At 69.9% G+C, this 22,460-nt stretch carries 17 protein-coding genes; 6 read left to right on the top strand and 11 right to left on the bottom strand.

From position 1 onward, the window contains the following. Positions 1-214: 214 nt before the first annotated feature. A complete protein-coding gene (arc, locus tag DL519_RS41530; RefSeq protein WP_190824534.1) occupies positions 215-2,005 on the bottom strand; it encodes a proteasome ATPase in 1,791 nt (596 codons plus the stop codon). A gap of 521 nt (positions 2,006-2,526) precedes the next feature. Between arc and DL519_RS41525 the strand changes: the two genes are divergently transcribed. Together DL519_RS41525 and DL519_RS41520 are read left to right on the top strand one after the other, a co-directional pair. Beyond that, entirely contained in the window at positions 2,527-3,177 is a 651-nt protein-coding gene (locus DL519_RS41525; protein WP_190823115.1) for an Rv0361 family membrane protein, read from the top strand. Between the two features lie 37 nt (positions 3,178-3,214). Then, a complete protein-coding gene (locus tag DL519_RS41520) occupies positions 3,215-4,009 on the top strand; it encodes a hypothetical protein (RefSeq protein WP_190823113.1) in 795 nt (264 codons plus the stop codon). Positions 4,010-4,078: 69 nt separating this feature from the next. Here the strand turns inward: DL519_RS41520 and DL519_RS41515 are convergent, their stop codons facing one another. Beyond that, the gene (locus tag DL519_RS41515; protein ID WP_190823111.1) at positions 4,079-4,948 is read right to left on the bottom strand and encodes a tRNA (adenine-N1)-methyltransferase; all 870 of its coding nucleotides are present in this window, start codon (positions 4,946-4,948) and stop codon (positions 4,079-4,081) included. A 97-nt stretch (positions 4,949-5,045) separates the two neighbouring features. After that, positions 5,046-6,185, bottom strand: a complete 1,140-nt coding sequence (locus tag DL519_RS41510) for a site-2 protease family protein (RefSeq protein WP_190823109.1) — start codon at positions 6,183-6,185, stop codon at positions 5,046-5,048. Positions 6,186-6,274: 89 nt separating this feature from the next. Between DL519_RS41510 and DL519_RS41505 the strand changes: the two genes are divergently transcribed. After that, a complete protein-coding gene (locus DL519_RS41505) occupies positions 6,275-7,165 on the top strand; it encodes a RecB family exonuclease (protein WP_190823107.1) in 891 nt (296 codons plus the stop codon). 20 nt (positions 7,166-7,185) lie between these two features. Here the strand turns inward: DL519_RS41505 and DL519_RS41500 are convergent, their stop codons facing one another. From DL519_RS41500 to DL519_RS41470, 7 genes are all read right to left on the bottom strand, one after another. After that, the gene (locus DL519_RS41500) at positions 7,186-8,031 is read right to left on the bottom strand and encodes a VOC family protein (RefSeq protein ID WP_190823105.1); all 846 of its coding nucleotides are present in this window, start codon (positions 8,029-8,031) and stop codon (positions 7,186-7,188) included. A 199-nt stretch (positions 8,032-8,230) separates the two neighbouring features. Then, entirely contained in the window at positions 8,231-9,079 is an 849-nt protein-coding gene (gene hisG / locus DL519_RS41495; RefSeq protein ID WP_190823103.1) for an ATP phosphoribosyltransferase, read from the bottom strand. A gap of 35 nt (positions 9,080-9,114) precedes the next feature. Beyond that, complete coding sequence (locus tag DL519_RS41490; RefSeq protein WP_168584456.1) at positions 9,115-9,378, bottom strand: phosphoribosyl-ATP diphosphatase; 264 nt, start codon at positions 9,376-9,378, stop codon at positions 9,115-9,117. 91 nt (positions 9,379-9,469) lie between these two features. Then, positions 9,470-10,444 carry a homoserine dehydrogenase gene (locus DL519_RS41485; RefSeq protein WP_190823101.1) on the bottom strand — a complete coding sequence of 325 codons (975 nt, stop codon included), beginning with the start codon at positions 10,442-10,444 and terminating at the stop codon, positions 9,470-9,472. Beyond that, positions 10,444-11,133 carry an HAD family hydrolase gene (locus DL519_RS41480; RefSeq protein ID WP_223840098.1) on the bottom strand — a complete coding sequence of 230 codons (690 nt, stop codon included), beginning with the start codon at positions 11,131-11,133 and terminating at the stop codon, positions 10,444-10,446. The genes DL519_RS41485 and DL519_RS41480 overlap by 1 nt, the downstream gene beginning before the upstream one ends. Positions 11,134-11,236: 103 nt before the next feature. Continuing rightward, positions 11,237-14,782 carry a methionine synthase gene (metH, locus tag DL519_RS41475; RefSeq protein ID WP_190823099.1) on the bottom strand — a complete coding sequence of 1,182 codons (3,546 nt, stop codon included), beginning with the start codon at positions 14,780-14,782 and terminating at the stop codon, positions 11,237-11,239. Between the two features lie 291 nt (positions 14,783-15,073). Continuing rightward, positions 15,074-17,443, bottom strand: a complete 2,370-nt coding sequence (locus DL519_RS41470) for a lysylphosphatidylglycerol synthase domain-containing protein (RefSeq protein ID WP_190823098.1) — start codon at positions 17,441-17,443, stop codon at positions 15,074-15,076. A gap of 312 nt (positions 17,444-17,755) precedes the next feature. On the opposite strand from DL519_RS41470, the gene DL519_RS41465 reads away from it, so the two are divergent. After that, positions 17,756-18,634, top strand: coding sequence for a PAC2 family protein (locus DL519_RS41465; RefSeq protein ID WP_190823096.1), 879 nt, complete (start codon positions 17,756-17,758; stop codon positions 18,632-18,634). Positions 18,635-18,723: 89 nt separating this feature from the next. On the opposite strand, the gene mshC is transcribed toward DL519_RS41465, so the two are convergent. Next, entirely contained in the window at positions 18,724-19,959 is a 1,236-nt protein-coding gene (mshC, locus tag DL519_RS41460; RefSeq protein WP_190823093.1) for a cysteine--1-D-myo-inosityl 2-amino-2-deoxy-alpha-D-glucopyranoside ligase, read from the bottom strand. A 554-nt stretch (positions 19,960-20,513) separates the two neighbouring features. Between mshC and DL519_RS41455 the strand changes: the two genes are divergently transcribed. After that, positions 20,514-21,569, top strand: a complete 1,056-nt coding sequence (locus DL519_RS41455) for a quaternary amine ABC transporter ATP-binding protein (protein ID WP_190824532.1) — start codon at positions 20,514-20,516, stop codon at positions 21,567-21,569. Beyond that, on the top strand, positions 21,562-22,458 hold the full coding sequence (locus tag DL519_RS41450; protein ID WP_190823091.1) for an ABC transporter permease: 897 nt from the start codon (positions 21,562-21,564) through the stop codon (positions 22,456-22,458). The genes DL519_RS41455 and DL519_RS41450 overlap by 8 nt, the downstream gene beginning before the upstream one ends. The last annotated feature ends 2 nt before the right edge of the window (positions 22,459-22,460 follow it).

Here is a 22,460-nt window from a genome sequence, read left to right as displayed (position 1 = left end):
GCCTGTCGGCGAATGCCGTCCGCGCCTTTGGAAGCGGCGTAGCCGCTTGCATTCACCTTGCCAAGACGACCATCGGCGGGTTCTGAGAGGTTTTCTGGCGAGGACGGCCCCTCCGCCGCGTATTGGACATACATCAGGAGGGGCACCCGCAGTCCAGGGAACCTCTCAGGTTCCGCTAAGCGACCACCCACCCAGACCATTCACCAACAGGCTCTTACAGGTACTGGCCCGTGTTGGTGGCCGTGTCGATCGCCCGCCCGGACTCCTGGTTCTTCCCGCTGACCAGGGTGCGGATGTACACGATCCGCTCGCCCTTCTTGCCGGAGATGCGGGCCCAGTCATCCGGGTTGGTGGTGTTGGGCAGGTCCTCGTTCTCGGCGAACTCGTCGATGATGGCGTCCTGCAGGTGCTGCACGCGCAGACCCGGCTGGCGGGTCTCCAGCACCGACTTGATGGCCGCCTTCTTCGCCCGGTCCACGATGTTCTGGATCATCGCGCCCGAGTTGAAGTCCTTGAAGTACAGGACTTCCTTGTCGCCGTTGGCGTAGGTGACCTCCAGGAACCGGTTCTCCTCGGTCTCGGCGTACATCCGCTCGACCGTGGTCTGGATCATCGCCTCCACGCACGCGCCCTTGTCGCCGCCGAACTCCTTGAGGTCCTCCTCGTGGATCGGCAGTGTCTTGGTCAGGTACTTGGAGAAGATGTCCTTGGCGGACTCGGCGTCCGGGCGCTCGATCTTGATCTTCACGTCCAGTCGGCCCGGGCGCAGGATCGCCGGGTCGATCATGTCCTCACGGTTGGAGGCGCCGATGACGATGACGTTCTCCAGCCCCTCGACACCGTCGATCTCGCTGAGCAGCTGCGGCACGATGGTGGTTTCCACGTCGGAGGAAACCCCGCTGCCGCGAGTCCGGAAGATCGAGTCCATCTCGTCGAAGAACACGATTACCGGGGTGCCCTCGGAGGCCTTCTCGCGGGCCCGCTGGAAGATCAGGCGGATGTGCCGCTCGGTCTCGCCGACGAACTTGTTGAGCAGCTCGGGGCCCTTGATGTTCAGGAAGTAGGACTTGGCCTGACCGTCGTCGTCCCCGCGCGCGGCGGCGACCTGCTTCGCCAGCGAGTTGGCGACGGCCTTGGCGATCAGCGTCTTGCCGCAGCCCGGCGGGCCGTACAGCAACACGCCCTTCGGCGGCCGCAACTGGTACTCGATGTAGAGGTCGGAGTGCAGGAACGGCAGCTCCACCGCGTCCCGGATCTGCTCGATCTGGCCGGCGAGACCGCCGATGTCCTGGTACCCGACGTCGGGCACCTCCTCCAGCACGAGGTCTTCGACCTCGGCCTTCGGCACGACGTCGTAGGCGTAGCCCGCCTTGCTGTCGACCAGCACCGAGTCGCCCGCCTTCAGGCCGGACGCGGCCAGTGGTTCGGTGACCCACACCACACGTTCCTCGTCGGTGTGGCCCAGCACCAGCGCCCGGGGGCTCTCCCCGGCACCGCTGGACATGAGCTCCCGGAAGGTGCAGACCTCACCGGTTTGCTCGAACGCACCAGCCTCCACCACCGTCAGGGCCTCGTTGAGGCGCACTGACTGGCCCAGTCTCAGTTCCTCCGTCTCGACGTTGGGCGACACCGCCACCCGCATCTTGCGACCAGACGTGAACACGTCGACCGTGCTGTCCTCGTAGCGGTGCAGATACACGCCGTAGCCGCTGGGGGGCTGGGCGAGCCGGTCGACTTCGTCGCGCAGCGCCATCAGCTGGCCCCGCGCTTCCTTCAGGGTCTCGGTGAGCTTGGCGTTCCGTTCGGTGAGCTGACTCACTCTCTCGGATGCCTCGGCCAGCCGCTTTTCCAGCAACCGGACCTGTTGGGGAGACTCGTTGAGCCTGCGGCGCAGTAGCGCAACCTCGTCCTCGAGGAGACGAATCTGGCTGCGGAGTTCTGCGGAGCCAGCGCTGTACTGCTCGCCGCCCTCCTCAGGCCGGCTGCCGGGACGGTCGTGCTGCATGTCGGCACCCTCCTCCCGTGCTCGTACCACCACGGTACCGGCGATCACCGACGACGGCGGCGTCGTTGATGCCTGCCGGATCGCCAAGCGTGCCACAAAAATCCGCGAATACCCACGAGGTGGGCCAGGTTGGTACCCGAGGGTCGGGCGATTCCCCGGCCGGGCGGACACGTTGCGTTGACGATCATGGTCCGTTCGATACGTTCCGCGCCGGGTCGCTCGGCCCCTCGAGCACCGGTTTTCCGTTGCGCCACGCGGATCGCGGCGGTCGGCGGACATCCGGGTTAACCGATCCGGCAACCGGGTGGCGTTGCGGCGGTCCGCACGTTGGCACATGCAGCACTTCTCCCATCATTTGGAACAACTGCGCTCGGACACCACTCACGCCGGAGACGAACGCTCCGTGACGTTTGGATGCCGAAAGTCCACTCCGTGCACCTCGCGCCGCGGGCTCTGATCTACTTACGGCCGCCGCGCACACCGCGGCCGCGAGACTCAACACCACTCCGGGGGAGGAGTTCATGACCTATCCGCCACAGCAGCCTCAACCGGGCGGGTGGGGCCAGCAACCCATGGGCAACGGATTCCCGCAGCAGGGTCCGCCGGGAACCCCGCAGCAGCAGCCCGCCTGGTACGGCAATCAGCACACCGGCTGGGGCCAGCAGGGGCAGGAACAGCCGCAGCAGGCTCCCATGTCCCCACAGTGGGGCAGCGAGTTCGGCCCCGGTTCCTGGCTCCAGGAACCGGGCGGCTTCGCCGACGTCGAGCCGCCGCGGCAGAAGAAGTCGAAGCTGCCGCTGATCCTCGGCCTGGTCGGAACGCTGATCGTCGTCGCCGGGATCGGCGTCGGGGTGTTCTTCTGGCTGGGCAGCGGCCCCGGCGAGGCCCGCCCGGTGGCCCAGGAGGTCGTGAACAAGGTCAACGCCGGTGACTTCGCGGGTGTCAGCAGCTTGTTCTGCCAGTCCAACAAGGCCCAGCTGGACAACGACATGGGCCAGCTCAAGCAGTGGAAGTTCAACATCAAGCTGGGCAACGTCACCGAGCGTGGCGACCAGGCCACCGCAAAGTTGACCGGAACCTACGAGACCGACGGATCGTCCACAACTGTGGACCAGACGATGGGCCTGATCGTGGAGGACGGCACCTGGAAGGTCTGCCAACTCGACCAGTGAGCCCGCAAGCTGAGAATTTCAAAACGGGGGAGGACCCATGACGTACCCACCGCAGCAGCCACCCGGACAGGGCGGCTGGGGGCAGCAGCCCGGCGGCCAGTACCCGCCCAGCGGTGGTCAGCCGCAGCAGCCCGGCGGGTACGCGCCGCCCAGCGGCGGTCAGCCCCAGCAGCCCGGCGGCGCCTACCCGCCCAGCGGCGGCCAGCCCCAGCAGGGCTACGGCCAGCCGGGCGGCGCGTACCCGCAGAGCGGGCCGCAGCCGCAGCAGGGCTACGGCCAGCAGCCCCCGTACCCGCCGCAGGGCGCAGGGTTCGGCCAGCCGGGCTTCGACGCCCCGAAGAAGAAATCCCCGCTCCCCTGGATCCTCGGCGGCGTCGGCGGTCTGCTCGTCATCGGCCTGGTGATCACCCTGATCGTGGTCTTCACCGGGGGCCCCGGCGACCCCCGGAAGGTCGCCCAGCAGGGCGTCGACATGATCAACTCCAAGGACTTCGCCGGTCTGCAGCCGCTGGCCTGCAAAAAGGACCAGGAAGACTTCCAGAAGATGCTGGACACCTTCGAAGGCAAGAGTGGCGAGTTCGACGAGCTCAAGGAATTCGGCGTCACCGACTCCGACATCCAGAAGCTGATCGACGGCATGAAGATCGAGATGCAGCTGGGCGAGGTCAAGGACAACGGCGACAACACCGCCACGGCCAAGATCACCGGCAACGTGAGCATCACCGCCGACGTCGAGATCATGGGTCAGAACGTGGCCGACATGATCCCCAACCAGCCGATCGATGACGAGTTCAAGCTGGTCGTCGAAGACGGTTCCTGGAAGCTCTGCTGATCCACACCTGATCAATCGGTAGCGGCCCGCCCCGATCCCTAGAACCGGATCGGGGCGGGCCGCTTCACGTCAGCCCTTGCTCGGGCGGCGCTGCACCCGGGGTGGGGTCACGCCATCGGCCAGGCGGCGGGCGGTCAGGAGGAACGCCGTGTGGGCGACCATCCGGTGCTCGGGGCGGACCGCCATGCCCACCACGTGCCACGGGCGCAGGAGGGTTTCCCAGGCCTGGGGCTCCGTCCAGTTCTGCTGCTCGCGGATCGCCTCCGTGATCCGGGACAGCTGGGTCGTCGTGGCGACGTAGACGATCAGCACCCCACCGGGGCGCAGCTTGCCGTGGACGGTTTCCAGGACCTCCCACGGCGCGAGCATGTCGAGCACCACCCGGTCGACCGGTTCGCCGTCGTACTCCCGCACGTCGCCCAGCTGCAGCGTCCAGTTGTCCGGCTTCTCGCCGAAGAACCGCCGCACGTTGCGCTCCGCGTGCTCCGCGTGGTCCTCGCGCACCTCGAACGACGTGACGCTGCCCTCCGGGCCGACCGCGCGCAGCAGGGAGCAGCTCAGCGCGCCAGATCCGGCACCTGCCTCCAGCACCCGCGCGCCCGGCCGGATGTCGCCCCACATCAAGATCTGCGCCGCGTCCTTGGGGTAGATGACCTGGGCGCCGCGCGGCATGGACAGCACGTAGTCGGCCAGCAGCGGGCGCAGCGCCAGAAACGACGTGCCGCCCGCCGAGGCCACCACCGAGCCCTCCGGCTTGCCGATCAGGTCGTCGTGCGCGAGCGCACCGCGGTGCGTGTGGTACTCCCCTCCCCGCTCCAGGACGACCGTGTACTTGCGGCCCTTCGGGTCGGTCAACTGGACCCGGTCGCCGGGCTGGAACTCACCGCTGGCGGTGCTGCTCAACTGCTGCCTACTCTCCACGCTGGTACAGCACACCATCGTCGCAGAAGGGCCAAGGAGTATTCGGGGCGGCTTGCTCGGCGGTGCGGGTGGCGGTGCAAGTTGCGTGCATGGCGAAAGCGAAAAGACCCCGCCGTCACCCGCGACGGGAGCGCAAGGCGCTGCGGAGGTCCTCGCGGCGCAGCACCCCGCTCGGCCTGCCTTCGCCGTCGACCACCAGGAACTGCCAGGCCAGCACCGACTGGACGCGCTCCAGGATCGCGTCCGAGGTTTCGCTGTCGAGCAGGATGGTGTCCGGGTCCACCGGTTCGGCGGCTCGCTCGGCCGGTTCGTTGGGCGCGTGGGTCGCCAGCCGCTCCGCCGCGGTCTGGTCGAGCAGGCCGACCGCGATGCCGTCGGCGCGCACCAGCACCACTCCCCGGCCCGCCGCCGCCAGCAGCGCATCGCCCACCGGGCTCTCCGCTGGGAGCTGCAGGACCGGCCGCACCAGTTCGCGCAGCTCCAGCCCCACCGGCCAGCTCTTGCGCTGCTCGGCGGCGTGCTCGGCGCTGGCCCCGGCCACCACGAACCACGCCATCAGCACGCAGACGCCCAGCCGCAGCCACTGGTCCTGGGCGTCTTCGAGCAGCCCGGCCAGCGCCCAGGCGATCAGGGCCGCGGCGACCGCTCCCGCACCGATCACGCCCGCCGTGGTGCCCGCTCCGCGCTTCCCGGTGATCCGCCAGGTCAGCGCCCGCAGCATCCGGCCGCCGTCCAGCGGCAGCCCCGGCAGCAGGTTGAACACGGCCACGGCCAGGTTCGCCACGCAGGTCTGCGCCACCAGCAGCCAGATCGCGCCGCCTGGCACCAGGGCGAACCAGCCGATGCCGGTGGCCACCGCCAGCACCATCGACACCGCCGGCCCGGCCGCGGCGATCAGGCCCTCCTGGGTCGGTTTAGACGGCGTCCGGGATATCTCCGACAGGCCGCCGAGCAGGAACAGCCGGACGCGCCGCACCGGCAGCCCCAGGCGCAGCGCGACGATGCAGTGCCCGAGTTCGTGCAGCAGCACCGAAACCGCCAGCAGCACGGTGAACACCGCCGCCAGCACCGCGCTCTCCCAGATGCCCGCGTCCGGCAGGATCCGGCCCACCAGCGGCGTGTACAGCAGCACGATCAGCGCCGCCCCTAGCCACCACGACGGCGAAAGCAGCACCGGCACTCCGGCGACACGGCACAGCAGCAGGCCGCCGTCGTTCAGTCTGGGCCGGGCAGGCGGGGATGCGGTCGACGGCATGCAGGCAGGGTAGTGCGCCACGCTTGAGGCGGCTGTGATCCGTGCGGGGGGTGATCGCGTGTCGGTCCGCTCGTTTAGGGTTTCGGGCCATGGCGGAATCGGCGCAGGCGGCAACAGGCGGGACGCTCCAGGACGGCGGGACCAGGCGTCCTGCACTGTCCCCGTCCCGCGCGAGCGACTTCAAGCAGTGCCCCCTGCTGTACCGGTTCCGTGCCGTGGACCGGTTGCCGGAAACGCCGACCAAGGCGCAGGTGCGCGGCACGGTGGTGCACTCGGTGCTGGAGCGGCTGTTCGGGCTGCCGACGGCCGAGCGCGACCCGGCGCGGGCGCGGGCCCTGCTGCAGCCGGCCTGGGAGGAGCTGCTCGCGCAGCAGTCCGAGCTGGGCGAGCTGTTCGACGGGCCCGGCGACCCGGAGCTGGCGGGCTGGTTGGAGTCGGCGAGCGCGCTGCTGGATGCCTACTTCGAGCTGGAGGACCCGCGGCGGCTGGAGCCGGAGGCCTGCGAGCTGCGGGTGGAGGCCGAGCTGGCTTCCGGGGTGCTGCTGCGGGGGTTCATCGACCGGGTCGACGTGGCCCCGACCGGCGAGATCCGGCTGGTCGACTACAAGACCGGTGCCGCGCCGCGGGAGATCGGCGAGGCCAAGGCGATGTTCCAGATGAAGTTCTACGCCCTGGTGCTGTGGCGCACCCGCGGCGAGATCCCGCGCCAACTGCTGCTGATGTACCTGGCCAGCAAGCAGCGGCTGGCGTACACGCCGGACGAGACGGAGCTGCGCCGCTTCGAGCGCACCCTGGAGGCGATCTGGCAGGCGATCCTGCGGGCGGGCAAGACCGGCGACTTCCGGCCGAATCCGAGCCGCCTGTGCGACTACTGCGACCACAAGCCGCTGTGCCCGGCCTTCGGCGGCACCCCGCCGCCCTACCCGGGCTGGCCGGAGCCTGACCCGGGCCCCGAATCCGTCCTCGACCGCACCGACTGACCGGTCCCCGGGACCCGGGCTCAGTCCTCGTAGGGGTCGTAGTTGACGGCGGTGCCGAAGTCACCGGCCTGGGTGGGGTCGATGACCGCGAAGCGGGCGCCGGTGGGGTCCCGGAGGACCGCGACGCGGCCGATGCTGGAGTCGTACGGGTCCACTCGCACGCGGCCGCCGAGGGTGATCGCGTTGCGCACCAGCGCGTCGGTGCCGACCTCCGCGTCCACGCCGAGGTACAGCAGCCAGTGCGGCCGGGTGGCTTCCGTGATGAACTCGCGGATCATGCTGACCCGGGCGCACACCGATTCGTTGCCGAGGTACCAGACCGAGTAGTCCGAGCGGTGCTCGGTGCCGAACTGCTCGGCGCTGTAGCCGAACAGCTCCTGGAAGAAATTGTCCGCGGTCTGCGCCTTGATGGTGACCAGTTCGGCCCACATCAGGGTGCCCGGCAGCCCGACGTCGAACTGCCAGGACTCCTCGGGTTCCAGCAGCCCGAACTCGGCGCCGGCCGGCCCCACCAGCACGGTCTTGGTGCCCAACCCGGGCACGCGGTTGCGCGGAACGGTCACGACGGCGCCGTGGTTGACGGCCCGCTCGGTGAACTCCGCGCAGTCCGCGGTGGCCAGGTAGAGCCGCCAGCTCGACTCGTCGCCGGAGGCGGCGCGCAGGCTCGCCACCGGGAACCCCTCGTGCAGGGCGATCACGTGCTCGCCGGAGACCGGGTCGCTGTGGGTCTCGTACTCCCAGGCGAACAGCCCGGCGTAGAACTCGCGGGCCCGTTCCAGGTCCGTGGTGATCAGCTCTATCCAGCAGGGCATTCCTTCGTAGAGCTCCCACCGCGGCGGGGTCTTTCCCGATACCACGACGGCCATTTCGTCACCCCACCGGCGCGCTCAAGATCGTCTCGACACCATTATCCGCAACGGGTGCGGCCTGGTGGGGCAGTCCGGCCAAAATCCGGTGGAGCAACCAGACTTTTCGGACAACTTCACGAAAAACGCCACGCCCCCAGCTCCAGCCTGGCGCGGCTCGGAGCCGGTGGACATGGCGTTCGCTCGATCAGAGTAGCCGTTAAAGGCGGCAGGCGCGGATGTCGGACGACAGGATCGCCTTGGCACCGACGGCCGCGAGGCGGTCCATGATCGCCGGGGCCTCCTTGCGGGAGACCATCGCGCGCACCGCCACCCAGCGGTCGTCGGCCAGCGGCGACATGGTCGGCGACTCCAGGCCCGGGGTCACCTTGGTGGCGTCGTCGAGCAGCTCGCGCGGGCAGTTGTAGTCCAGCATCACGTACTGCTGGGCGAACACCACGCCCTGCAGCCGGGCGATGAGCTGGTTCTTCGCCTGCTCCTCGTCCGAGCCGCGCCGCTGGATGACCACTGCCTCGGAGTTGCAGATCTGGTCGCCGAAGGCCACCAGGCCGTGCTGGCGCAGCGTTCGGCCGGAGCCGACGACGTCGGCGATGGCGTCCGCGACGCCGAGCTGGATGGAGATCTCCACCGCGCCGTCGAGCCGTATGACGTCGGCCGTCACGCCGTGCTGCGCGAGGTCGTCGGCGACGAGCTTCGGGTAGGAGGTGGCGATCCGCTTGCCCTGCAGGTCCGCGACGGTCCACTCGTGCGGGCCCGCCGGGGCGGCGTAGCGGAACTTGGAGCCGCCGAAGCCGAGCGCGAGCCGCTCCTCGACCGGCGCGCCGGAGTCGTGGGCCAGGTCGCGGCCGGTGAGCCCCAGGTCGAGCTCGCCGGAGCCGACGTAGATCGCGATGTCCTTGGGGCGCAGGAAGAAGAACTCGACCTCGTTGGCGGTGTCCAGGACGGTCAGGTCCCGCTGCTCATGGCGCTGCCGGTACCCGGCTTCCGCGAGCATCTCGGATGCGGGACCGGCCAGCGTGCCCTTGTTGGGCACAGCCACACGCAGCATGGGACTCGATCTCCTCGGTTATTCCTGGGTCGGGTTCACAGGTAGCGGTACACGTCTTCAAGGGACAGTCCGCGCCCCAGCATGATGACCTGCAGCCGGTACAGCAGCTGCGAGATCTCCTCGGCGAGCTGTTCGTCCGATTCGTGCTCGGCGGCGATCCACACCTCGCCGGCCTCTTCGATGACCTTCTTGCCCTGGGCGTGCACCCCGGCGTCGAGCGCGGCTACCGTCGCCGAACCCGCCGGTCGGGTGCGGGCCCGTTCTTGCAGTTCGGCGAACAACTCGTCGAAGGTCTTCACAGTGCACGATCCTTGCATCCCGGGTCGCCGGCCTCGACGGCGGACCCGGTCGTTTGCTGGCTCGATCACGACACGTCACCTGGTGGCCAACTCACCGGAACCCGGTGGTCGCCTCCAGCGCCGCGCCGAGCGTGTCCTTGATCATGGCCAGTGCGGCGCCCCCGGGGCTCGACCGGCCGCCGGTGACGGCCACCGCGCCGGCGTCGCCGCAGTCGTAGCGGACCGCCTTCTCCGGCCCGACCAGCGCCCCGAGCGGGCCCGCCACCGGCTCGGCGCGCAGCTCGACACGGACCAGGCCGGGCTCGTCGCGCGATGCGCTGGCGACCTGCCGGAGCCGATGCCCGCCATCGGCGGCCGGCAGCGGTTCGCCGATCGGCTCCGCTTCGACCGCGGTGTCCGCCGGGTCCCAGTCCCACAGCAGGCCGGCGAGCAGCCGCAACTTGGTCGCCGCGTCCTTTCCGGTGAGGTCGGCGGTGGGATCGGCTTCGGCGATGCCTAGCCGCTGGGCTTCGGCGACCGCCCCGGCGAGCTCCTGGCCAGCGGCGATCTGATCGAGGACGAAGGTCGCGGTGCCGTTCAGGCAGCCCTGCACCGCGCGGACGTCGAAGCCGCGCAGCACCGATCGGGCCAGGTCACCGGCGGGCATCGCGGCCCCGGTGGCCCCCGAGATCCGCACCGACCGCCCGGCCCGCCGCGCGGTCTCGTCGAGCTGCCGCCAGTGCGTGAGCAGGTGCGACTTCGTCGCGGTCACGACGTGCGCGCCTTGCCGCAGCGCCTGCAACGCGTCCAGCGCGGGCTGCTCGCCGCCGTCGGAAGGCACGGCCTGCGCCAGCACCCGGGCACCGGTTCGGGCTAGCAGTCCGGCGACCTCCTCGGCGGGAGCCCACTGCTCACGGGGCGGCACGGCGTCGGCGATCTCGGCCTGCGAGCTGCGACCGCGCACGGCGACGACGCGCAGGTCAGCGCCGTACTGGTCGCGCCATTGCGCGCGGTGCTGCCGGATGAGTCCGGCGTACTCGCGTCCGACCGGACCGTAGCCGACCAGGACGATCGGGACTTCGATCATCACGCCGCTCGCACGAACAGCTCGCCGAGGCCGGCGAAGTCCACGTCCGTCAGCGAGTCGCGCAGCACCCGGTGCGGGCCGGGCTGCAGCGGCACCTCGCACGGGATGGCGATCACCAGGCAGCCGGCGGCTTCCGCCGAGGCCACGCCGGTCGGCGAGTCCTCGATCGCGACGCAGTCCGCGGGGTCCACGCCGAGCAGCCGCGCGGCCTTCAGGTACGGCTCGGGGTCGGGCTTGTTCTTGCCGTCCACCTCGTCGCCGCAGACCGTCAGGTCGAACGAGCCGCGGCCGAGGGTCTCCAGCGCGAGCTCGGTCAGGGACCGGATCGTGGAGGTCACGAGCGCGGTGGGGATGCCCAGCTCGAGGGCCTCGCGCAGCGCCTCCTGCGCGCCCGGCCGCCACGGCAGGCCCTGCTCGAACAGCTCCTCCATGCGGGCCGTGACCCACTCGGCCGCCGCGTCGACCTCGGCGTCCGTGTCCGGGATCCCGACGTCGGCCAACAACATCCGCATGCTGCGCGTCATGTTGGAGCCGACCATCGCCTCCCTGGTGGCGTCGGTGAGCACGCCCCCGCGATGCCTTGCGTAGTCGTCCAGCGCGATGGTCCACAACTTCTCGGAGTCGACGAGCGTGCCGTCCATGTCGAACAGCACTGCGGCGGGCGAGGTCTGACCGGCGTCGCGGGTCACTCGGGATTCTCCGTTCCGGGAGGAGGTTTGGGACCGGGGCCGCCTCCAGTAGAGCATCCGGGGCCCGACCGTCCCCAGCGAAAGTGTCCAATCCCTCGTCGGATCAGGTGTTGAAGTACTTGGCTTCCGGGTGGTGGGCGACGATCGCGTCGGTGGACTGCTCCGGGTGCAGCTGGAACTCCTCGGAGAGGGTCACGCCGATCCGTTCCGGTTGCAGCAAATCGACGATCTTGGCCCGGTCCTCCAGGTTCGGGCAGGCGCCGTAGCCCAGGGAGAAGCGCGCGCCGCGGTAGCCGAGCCGGAAGAATTCCTCCACTGTGGACGGATCTTCCGCCGCCACCGGGGCGCCGGAGGCGAACAGCAGTTCCTGGCGGACGCGGCGGTGCCAGTACTCCGCCAGCGCCTCGGTGAGCTGCACCCCGAGGCCGTGGATCTCCAGGTAGTCGCGGTAGGCGTTGCGGGCGAACAGCTCGTTGGCGTGGTCCGCGATCGGCTGGCCCATCGTGACCAGCTGCAACGGCAGCACGTCCACCTGCCCGGACTCCTCGGCGCGCTCCCGCGAGCGGAAGAAGTCCGCGAGGCACAGGTGCCGGTCGCGGGCCTGCCGGGGGAAGGCGAAGCGGCAGCGCTCCGGCGCGTCCGCCTCGTCCTTGTCCAGCACGACCAGGTCGTCGCCCTCGGACACGCACGGGAAGTAGCCGTAGACCACCGCCGCGTGCTGCAGGATCCCCTCGGTGGCGAGCTCGTCCATCCAGTACCGCAGCCGCGGGCGCCCCTCGGACTCGACCAGTTCTTCGTAGGACGGGCCGCCTTTCGCGCCGCGCAGCCCCCACTGGCCGAAGAACGTGGCCCGCTCGTCCAGGTAGGCGGCGTACTCGCCGACCGGCACTCCGCGCACCTCGCGCCGCCCCCAGAACGGCGGCGTCGGCACCGGAACGTCGGCGGCGACGTCCGAGCGGCTCACCGGCGCGGGCTCCGCCACCGCTGCCTTGCGCTTCTCGGCGATCCGCAGCGACCGTTCCCGGCGGGCCTTGCGCTCGGCCTTCTTCGCCTCCTCGGCCGGGTCCGGGGCCACCACGCCGCCGCGCTTGCGGGCCATGATGGAGTCCATCAGCCGCAGGCCCTCGAAGGCGTCGCGGGCGTAACGCACCTCGCCCTCGTACAGCTCGTCGAGATCGCTCTCCACATAGGACCGGGTCAGCGCCGCGCCGCCGAGCAGCACCGGGAACGCCTCGGCCACTCCCCTGGCGTTGATCTCCGCCAGGTTCTCCTTCATGATCACCGTGGACTTCACCAGCAGCCCGGACATGCCGATGGCGTCCGCGTCGTGCTGCCGCGCGCTGTCCAGGATCGTGCCGATCGGCTGCTTGATGCCCAGGTTGACCACGTTGTACCCGTTGTTGGACACGATGATGTCGACCAGGTTCTTGCCGATGTCGTGCACGTCGCCCTTGACCGTGGCCAGCACCAGGGTTCCCTTGCCGGCGGCGGAGTCCTTCTCCAAATGCGGCTCCAGGTAGGCGACCGCGGCCTTCATGACCTCGGCGGACTGCAGCACGAACGGCAGCTGCATCTGCCCGGAACCGAACAGCTCGCCCACGACCTTCATGCCGGCCAGCAGGGTCTCGTTGATGATCTCCAGCGGCGGCTTCTCCGCCATCGCCACGTCCAGATCCGCTTCGAGCCCGTTGCGCTCGCCGTCGACGATCCGCCGCTCCAGCCGTTCGAACAGCGGCAGCGCCGCGAGTTCCTCGGCACGCGAGGCCCGGCTGGACTTGGCGGTCTGGCCCTCGAACAGCTCCATCAGCCGCTGCAACGGGTCGTAGCCGTCGCGGCGCCGGTCGTAGACCAGGTCGAGCGCGACCTGCCGCTGCTCGTCCGGAATCTTGTTCATCGGCAGGATCTTCGAGGCGTGCACGATCGCGGTGTCCAGCCCCGCTTCCCGGCACTCGTTGAGGAACACCGAGTTCAGCACCTGCCGGGCCGCCGCATTCAGTCCGAAGGAGACGTTCGAAATCCCCAGCGTGGTGCGGACTTCCTGGCGCGTGCGCTTGAGCTCGCGGATCGCCTCGATGGTCTCGATGCCGTCGCGGCGCACCTCCTCCTGGCCGGTGGAGACCGGGAAGGTCAAGGTGTCGACGATGATGTCCGACTCGGCCAGCCCCCAGTTGCCGGTCAGGTCGTCGATGATCCGGTTGGCGACCCGCAGCTTCCAGTCCTTCGTGCGGGCCTGCCCGTCCTCGTCGATGCACATCACCACGACCGCCGCGCCGTGCTCGCGGACCAGCTCCATGACCCGCCGGTAGCGGGAGTCCGGGCCGTCGCCGTCCTCGTAGTTGACGGAGTTGACCACGCACCGGCCGCCGAGCCGTTCCAGCCCGGCGCGCAGCACCGGCGGCTCGGTGGAGTCAAGCATCACCGGCAGCGTCGAGGCGGTGGCCAGCCGCGCGGCCAGCTCGGCCATGTCGGCGGTCCCGTCGCGGCCCACGTAGTCCACGCAGAGGTCGATCAGGTGCGCGCCGTCGCGCGTCTGGGCCTTGGCGATCTCGACGCAGTCGTCGTAGTCACCGGCCAGCATCGCATCGCGAAAAGCCTTGGAGCCGTTGGCGTTCGTGCGCTCGCCGATCACCAGCACCGACGCGTCCTGGTCGAACGGCACCGCCTGGTACAGCGAGCTGACGCCCGGCTCGGGCCGCGGCTCGCGCGGCGGCGGGTTCAGTTCCCGCACCGCCTCGACGACCTGCCGGATGTGCTCGCCGGTCGTGCCGCAACAGCCGCCGACCAGGCGGGCGCCGAAGTTCGCGACGAACTCGGCGAGCGCCTCGGCCAGCTCCTCCGGGGTCAGCGGGTACACCGCTCCGCTCGGCCCGAGCTCGGGAAGCCCGGCGTTGGGCATCACCGACAGCGGAACCCGCGAGTGCTTGGCCAGCTGCCGCAGGTGCTCGCTCATCTCCGCCGGCCCGGTGGCGCAGTTCATCCCGATCAGGTCGATGCCCAGCGGCTCCAGCGCGGTCAGCGCGGCGGTGATCTCGGTGCCCAGCAGCATCGTGCCGGTGGTCTCCACCGTCACCTGCGCGATGATCGGCACCCGCCGCCCGGCCCGCGCCATGCCGCGCTTGGCTGCCAGCACCGACGCCTTGGTCTGCAGCAGGTCCTGCGAGGTCTCCACGAGGACCGCGTCGATCCCGCCGTCGAGCATGCCGGCGGTCTGCTCCTCGTAGGCGTCGCGCAGCGCCTCGAAGCGCACGTGCCCCAGCGTCGGCAGCTTGGTGCCCGGCCCCATCGCGCCCAGCACGAACCGGGGCTGCCCGGCGGTGGCGAACTCGTCGGCGCACTCCCGCGCCAGCTGCGCGCCGCGCTCGGCCAGCTCGCGGATGCGCCCGGCGATGCCGTACTCGCCGAGATTGGCCAGGTTCGCGCCGAAGGTGTTGGTCTCGACCGCGTCCGCCCCGGCCGCCAGGTACCCGCGGTGCACGTCGCGCACCACGTCCGGGCGGGTGGCGTTGAGGATCTCGTTGCACCCCTCCAGCCCCGCGAAGTCGTCGAGTCCCAGCGGCACCTCCTGCAGCATGGTGCCCATCGCGCCGTCGGCGACGAGGACTCGGCGCTCCAGCGCCTCCAGCAGGGGTGACCAGGGAGAATGCGGCATACCAGCCAGCGTACGAGCGGCGGCCAACCGGATTCCCACACTGTGGTACCCGGCCCGGCGCCCGCACCGCTGCGCAGGATGTGCCCCGGTTTCCCTACAAGCTGCCTTTGAAGCGGCACAGCCGCTTAGCCCACCCCCGCAGCCGGCACCGCCGCGGGTTCTCAGAAGTCTTCTCGCGAGGACAGCCCCAGCGCCGCGTATTTGGTCATACGCAAGTCGGGGATCCCGGAGTCGAGAAGGCTTCTGAGGTTCCGCCACCCGCACCGCTGTGCAGGATGAGCCCCAGCGCCTCTAAATCACGCCGCGGTGTTGCAGGTACCGGAACACGAGTATGCCGGGGAGCACGGGCAGCCAGTAGGTGAGCAGGCGGGAGATGAGCACCGCCGTGATCGCCGCGGTCGCCGGTACCCCGATGGCGCCGAGGCCCGCGAGCAGCACCGCCTCTACGGCACCGAGGCCGCCGGGCGAGGGCACCAGGTGGCCGAGGGTGTTGCCGATGACGAACACGACCGTCACCGCCACCCACGAGAAGTCCGGGTGCAGCGCGGCCAGCGACGCTGCCAGGCCCAGGCCCGAGACCACCAGGTAGCCCAGCGCGCCGCCGAACAGCTGGAGCGCGCGCACCGGGTGACGCAGGGTCTCCAGCAGTTCGCGCCCGACCTCCACCGACGGTGCGGCGATCCGGCGGCGGCCGAAGGGCGAGGCCCCCACGACCGCGGCGACCACCAGCACCGCGACCGCGGCGACCACCACCGGCCAGCCGGTCGGGATCGAGAGGTTGGTGAACGTCCCGGACAAGCCGACCGCGAACACCCCGAACACGGCCACGACGAACGCCACCGCCCCGGTGCCCGCCTGGTTGAGCAGCGTCACCCCGACCGCCACCCGCCGCCGCAGCCCGAGCCGCTCCATGTACACCACGTTGATGCCGAAGAACCCGGCGCCACTGGGCGTGGTGCGCCCGGTGAACGCGGCCGCCACCTGCACGAGAAGGGTCTGCCAGAACGGCAGCGGAACCCGGCTGGAGCCCTGCACGGAGACCGACGACGCCAGGATCGCCAGGAATCCGGTCGCCACCGCCACGCCCAACCAGACCCAGTTCGCGTGCTGCACTGCCGTGAGCACCGCGCCCATGCTGGACAGCTCCGGGAGCAGCAGGTAGACGGCTGCGGCGATGAGCAGCAGGCCGATCACGGTGATCGGGCGGACCGGCGAGCGGAACCCCGGGATCGGCAGGCCCAATCCGTCGGCCAGGGCTTCGCGCAGTTCGGGCAGCAGGAAGCGGCCGTGCGGCGCCTGGTTCCTGATCCGCCGGGGCAGCGCCAGCGGGACCAGGTTCCGCAGTGCCGCCGCGAGCTGCTCGGCGGGCAGCGCGCGGATCGCGGTGGACACCGTGCGCTCGGTGCCGGCCACCGTCGCCAGCGAGAGCATCGCCTCGGCCAGGTCCTGGGCGCAGCGCGCCTCGTCCGCGCCCGCGTGGCTGAACGTGAAGCTCAGCAGCCAGGGCCGGTTCTCGTCGTCCACCAGGATGTTCTTCGCGCGCAGGTCGTGGTGGGCGATGCGGGCCCCGGCCAGGGCCGCGAGCTGCGCCCAGATCGCCGCCAGCAGCTCGTCGTCGATGTCGTCGCCCCGCATCTCCGACAACCGGCGTCCGCGCACCTGCCCGACCACCAGCAGCGCGGGCGCGTGCTTGACGTCGCAAGCCAGCACGACCTGCGGGGTGCGCACCCCGGCCCGCTCGGCCAGCAGCGTCACGTAGGCCTCGTGCTCCACCTCGTGGTGCGGTGTCGACAGCCGCGGCTCGTCCTGGACGTCGAGCAGCGTGAGCAGCCGTTTGATCTTGTACCAGGGTCCGGCGCGGCGGCTCATCCGCCGCACCACCTTCACCCGCAGGGTCCGCCCGTCCCCGGTCCCTACCGCGAACTCGCGCGGCACCAACAGCCGGTGCCGCAACGCGACGATCGAGACCGGTTTCAGCCCGGCCAGCTCCAGCTCGCCGAAGATCACCTTCTCGGAGACCTTCCGGCCGGGCGCGCCCCAGACGAGGTGGCAGAGCATCCCGACGCCCCAGCCCAGCAGCGCGCCACCCACCGTGTCCAGCGGCAGCTGGAGACCCAGGTGGACCACGGCCACGCCGACCAGCACGGTGAGCCCCCAGCCGACCCGCCGCGCGGGCCCGCCCAGGTAGGGCGCGGCGACCACGGCCAGCACCGTCACGATGGCCACTTCGCTGGAGGGGAACGGGAATCCACCCGGCGGCTCGAAGATCGGCGCCGGCACCGCCCGGGCGGGCAGCACCTGGTGCATGATCTGGGCGAGGCCCCAGGTCAGCGCGCCCGATCCCGCGCACAGCAGCGCCACCCGGATCCAGCCGAAGTACATCGCCACCGCGGTCACCCCGGCGATCCCGGCCCAGCTCCCGAGCCAGACCAGCACCACCCACACCGGATCGGAGATCGCCGGGATCCGCCCGAGCTGCTGGTAGATCGCGACCTCGACGGGGTTGGCGGGCACCAGCACCAGCAGCACGCTCAGCGTGAGCAGCCCGCCGGCGACGAGCAGCTTGGCGAGGTCCGCGGGGCGGCGGCCGATCGACAACCGCAGCCGGGACTTCGGGGATATCCCAGTCCCCTCGCTCGGTGACGATCCGGTGCTGTCCACTTGCTGGATCGGGTTCCCTCTCCGCTGACACCCACGGTGACTTGGGTAAAGGGTCTTGCCCGCGAAACCTCACGTCAAACCGGCAACCGGTGGTGCCCGGCCGGTCACGAGCGGTGCAGGGATGTCGGGCGCTCGCGTCGGCGTGGCGTCGTAGGCTGGCGCCGTGACCGATCGCGACGCACACAACACCGAACAACCGCGCGCCGAACCGCCCCAACTGACCGATCCGATCTTGGTCAGCGCTTTCGAAGGCTGGAGCGGCGGGCTTACCCAACCGCCGCGATCGCGCCGTAGCTTCGCAGGGAGGTTCGCGTGAGCGAGAAGCAAAACCTTCCCCAGCTTGCGAACCCCGTCGTCATAGCTGGTTTTGAGGGCTGGAACGATGCCGGCGACGCCGCCAGCTCCGCGATCGAGCACCTCCAGCTCATCTGGGACGCGACGCCGTTGAGCGAGATCGACCCGGACCCGTACTACGACTTCCAGGTCACTCGTCCGACGGTGAAGCTGGTGGACGGCATCACCCGCCAGGTCTCCTGGCCGACCACCCGGCTGACGGTCTGCCGCCCGCCCGGCTGCGATCACGACGTGGTGCTAGTGCACGGCATTGAGCCGAACATGCGCTGGCGGGCGTTCTCCGCCGAACTCGTGGAGCAGATCGAGCGGATCGGGGCCCGCACCGTGGTCACCCTCGGAGCACTGCTCGCGGACGCTCCGCACACCCGGCCGGTGCCGGTCAGCGGTGCGGCCTACGACACCGACTCGGCGGCCCGGTACGGCCTGGAGCGCTCCCGCTACGAGGGCCCGACCGGGATCGTCGGGGTCTTCCAGGACGCCTGCGTGCAGGCCGGGATCCCGGCGATCTCGTTCTGGGCGGCGGTACCGCACTACGTCTCGCAGCCGCCGTCGCCGAAGGCGACGCTGGCGCTGCTGCACCGGGTCGAGGAGGCGCTCGACGTCGAGGTCCCGCTCGGCAACCTGCCGGAGCAGGCCGAGGAGTGGGAGCAGACCGTCAGCGAGATGGCAGAGGAGGACGAGGACGTCCGCAACTACGTCCGCGCGCTGGAGGAGCGCGGGGACGCCGAGGTCGAGCTGACCGAGGCCAGCGGCGACGCGATCGCGGCGGAGTTCGAGCGCTACCTGCGCCGCCGCGGCCCCGGCGGCAAGGGCCCGCTGGGCCCCGGCCCCGGCTGACCGAACGCGATCACGTGAAGCGCGAGGGGCACCCGTGGCCGAGCTAATTGGACAGCCGAGCCAATTGGACACGGGTGCCCCTCACGGTTTCAGAGCTCGACGCCGAGGAGGGCGTCGACGGCGGTACGGATCAGCTGCGGCGCGCCCCGGTCGGAGCCGCCGGAGGTCAGCGCCTCGTCGGCCCAGGCGTCGATCGCGCGCAGCGCCTGCTGGGTGTCCAGGTCGTCGGACAGCCGCTCACGCAGCCGTGCGACGGCAGGCTCCGCTGCCGGAGCCGCATCCAGCACAGCGGCCTCCCGCCATCGGGCCAGGCGCGCGGAGCCGTTGATCAGCGCGTCATCCGTCCACGACCGGTCGGTGCGGTAGTGACCGTCCAGCAGCGCCAGCCGGATGGCCATCGGGTCCACCCGGTCGCCGCGCAGCCGGGACACGAACACCAGGTTGCCCTTGGACTTCGACATCTTCTCGCCGTCCAGGCCGATCATCCCGGCGTGCACGTAGTGCTTGGCGAACGGGAACTCGCCGGTCAGCGACTCGGCGTGCGCGGCGCTGAACTCGTGATGCGGGAAGATCAGGTCCGAGCCGCCGCCCTGGACGTCGAAGCCGAGGCCGAGCCGGTTCAGCGCGATCACCGAACATTCCAGGTGCCAGCCCGGCCGGCCGGCGCCGAGCTCGGACTCCCAGGACGGTTCGCCGTCGCGGGCCATCCGCCACACCAGCGCGTCCAGCGGGTGCTCCTTGCCAGGCCGGTCGGGGTCTCCGCCGCGCTCGGCGAAGAAGTCGCGCATGGTCGCTTCGTCGTAGTTGGACTCGTAGCCGAAGTTGCCGGAGGCCCGGTGCCGGAAGTAGATGTCGGGGTGCTCGCCGTCGACCCGGTAGGCCGCACCCGAGGCCAGCAGCTTGCCGACCGCCTCGACGATCTCCGGGATGGACTCGACCGCGCCGACGAAGTCGGCCGGCGGCACCACCCGCAGCGCCTCCATGTCCTCGCGGAACAGCGCGGTCTCGCGCATCGCGAGCACGATCCAGTCCTCTCGGTCGCGCTCGGCGCGCTCCAGCAGCGGGTCGTCGATGTCGGTGACGTTCTGCACATAGTGCACCTGGTGACCGTTGTCCAGCCAAACCCGGTGGACCAGGTCGAACGCCAGGTACGTCGCGGCGTGGCCGAGATGGGTCGCGTCGTACGGCGTGATGCCGCAGACGTACATTCTCGCGACGGGCCCGGGTTCGGTGGGCCTAACCTCACCGGCGGCGGTGTCGAAGAGGTGCAGTGGGCTGGGTGTGCCCGGCACCTGAGGCACGGGAACCGATGACCAGGGTTGCATGCATCCGACCTTAAACGTCCGGGGCGAGCGGACGCCCCGACCGGGCCATCGGCCGTATCACATAGTGGGAAGATCGACGACGTCTCGAATCCCCGCCCGGAAAAAATCTTGTCGGACTACGTAATATTTAGGTCAACAACTAACCGAATCCAGCCCGACAAAAGATCAGTTAGCCGATCGGAAAAATCGGACGAAACAACGCATAGCCGCCCATTCCGATCATCCGAATTCGCCACTTCGCAACGCCGGTGCCGAGGTGGGATCATTCCCTTTAGAAGTCGAATATTCGCACATCAGAGGCTCGACAACGGCTCAGACAACTGGGCTAAAAAGTCAAAACAGACGGTCGTAACGCAAAAGGATCTTCACTCGAATGGCTGGACATGGGCATCGCGCTAAGTATGATCAAGGTCCAGACGAAAGGACGCGAACGCGAATCCGAGACACGGTGAGTTGATCGGCGGAGAACCGACAATTCGCGCAGATCCCGGCACCCGGGTGAAACCATCCGGGTCCGGCGAAGCAGGTGGAGGCGATCGGTGACATCGGTACGCGTGGAGCGGCTCTACAAAATCTTCGGGCCACAGCCGACGGAGCTGGTTCGCCGCCTGGAGGCGGGAGCCGACCAGGAAGAGATCAAGGCGGCGGGCGCCACCGCCGCGGTGGTGGACGCGTCGTTCGAAGTCGGAGAGGGCGAGACCTTCGTCGTGATGGGGCTGTCCGGCTCCGGCAAGTCGACGCTGATCCGCATGCTTAACGGGCTGCTCACGCCCACCTCCGGCCAGGTGCTCGTCGACGGCGACGACATCACCGGGATGTCCGCCCCGGCGTTGCGCGCGATGCGCCAGCAGAAGATGAGCATGGTGTTCCAGCACTTCGCCCTGTTCCCGCACCGCACGGTGCTGGACAACGCCGGCTACGCCCTGCAGATCCGGGGCGCGAGCAAGTCCGAGATCAACGAGCAGGCGCGCGAGGCGCTGAGCCTGGTCGGCCTGGAGGGATGGGAGGAGCGCTACCCCCAGCAGCTCTCCGGCGGCATGCGGCAACGCGTCGGACTCGCCCGCGCCTTGGCCGCCCAGACCGACGTGCTGCTGATGGACGAGGCGTTCAGCGCGCTGGACCCGCTGATCAAGCGGGAGATGCAGGACCAGCTGCTGAACCTGAACGCGAAGCTCGGCAAGACCATCATCTTCATCACCCACGACCTCAACGAGGCGATGCGGCTCGGCGACCGCATCGCGATGATGCGGGCGGGGCGGATCGTGCAGATCGGCACCGCCGAACAGATCCTCAACGAGCCGGCCGACGACTATGTCGCCACCTTCGTCAAGGACGTCGACCGCAGCCGGGTGCTCACCGCGGCGTCCATCGTCGAGCCGCAGGCCACGGCCCCTCCTGGGGAGGATCCGGTGCCCGCCGACACGCCGATGGCGGACCTGTTCGCCCGGATGAGCGCCCGCACGGTGCCGGTCCCCGTGGTCGACCAGCAGCAGCGGGTGCTCGGCGTGGTCACCCCGACGGCGGTGTTCAAGGCGCTGTGCCGGGAGGTTCCGGCGGCCGGCGACGGCGAACCCTCCGCGATCGAGGAGGCGAGTGCTTCCGATGTCTAAAGCGTTCCTCTACGCCGCCCAGTTCGAGCTGCCGCGAATCCCAGTCGGCACCTCCTTCAAGGCCCTGGTCGACTGGCTCGAGAGCAGCATCGGCCCGGTGTTCGACTTCATCACCCTGGTGCTGGTCTCGGCGGTGTCGGGTCTGACCTACGCGCTGACCTTCCTGCCTGAGCTGGTCATGGTGCTGTTGTTCACCGCGCTGGCGCTTTGGCTGCGCAGCTGGCGGTTCGCGCTGTTCAGCCTGATCGGCTTCGGGCTGATCGCCAGCATGAGGGAGTTCCACGCCGCGATGGAGACCCTTTCGCTAGTGCTGGTGGCCAGCGTCATCGCGGTGCTGATCGGCGTCCCGCTGGGGATCTTGGCGGCGCGCAATTCACGGGTCCGCATGGTCGTGCGGCCGGTGCTGGACCTGATGCAGACCATGCCGGCCTTCGTCTACCTGATCCCGGCCATCATCTTCTTCAACATCGGGGAGACGCCGGGCGTGGTGGCGACCGTGATCTTCTCGCTACCGCCGGCGGTCCGGCTCACCGAGCTGGGGATCCGCCAGGTGGACAAGGAGGTAGTCGAAGCCGGTGAGGCCTTCGGCGCGCCGAACCGCAAGATCCTCACCGGCATCCAGCTGCCGCTTGCGATGCCGTCGATCATGGCGGGCATCAACCAGGTGATCATGCTGTCGCTGTCGATGGTGGTCATCGCGGGGATGGTCGGCGCCCCGGGGCTGGGCACCGACATTTACCAGGCGGTCACCCGGGTCCAGCTGGACCTGGGCTTCGAGGCCGGCCTGTCGGTGGTGATCCTCGCGGTCTACCTGGACCGGATCACCGCAGTGCTGTCGGACCGCTCGCCGGTCGCGCGGGCGGAGCGCAAGGCGGCCCCGACCGGATGAGG

The sequence above is a fragment of the Saccharopolyspora pogona genome, from assembly GCF_014697215.1.
GTDB lineage: Bacteria > Actinomycetota > Actinomycetes > Mycobacteriales > Pseudonocardiaceae > Saccharopolyspora > Saccharopolyspora hattusasensis.
Note: the sequence above shows the minus strand (reverse complement) of the source record. Positions and strands in the feature narration are given on the sequence as shown.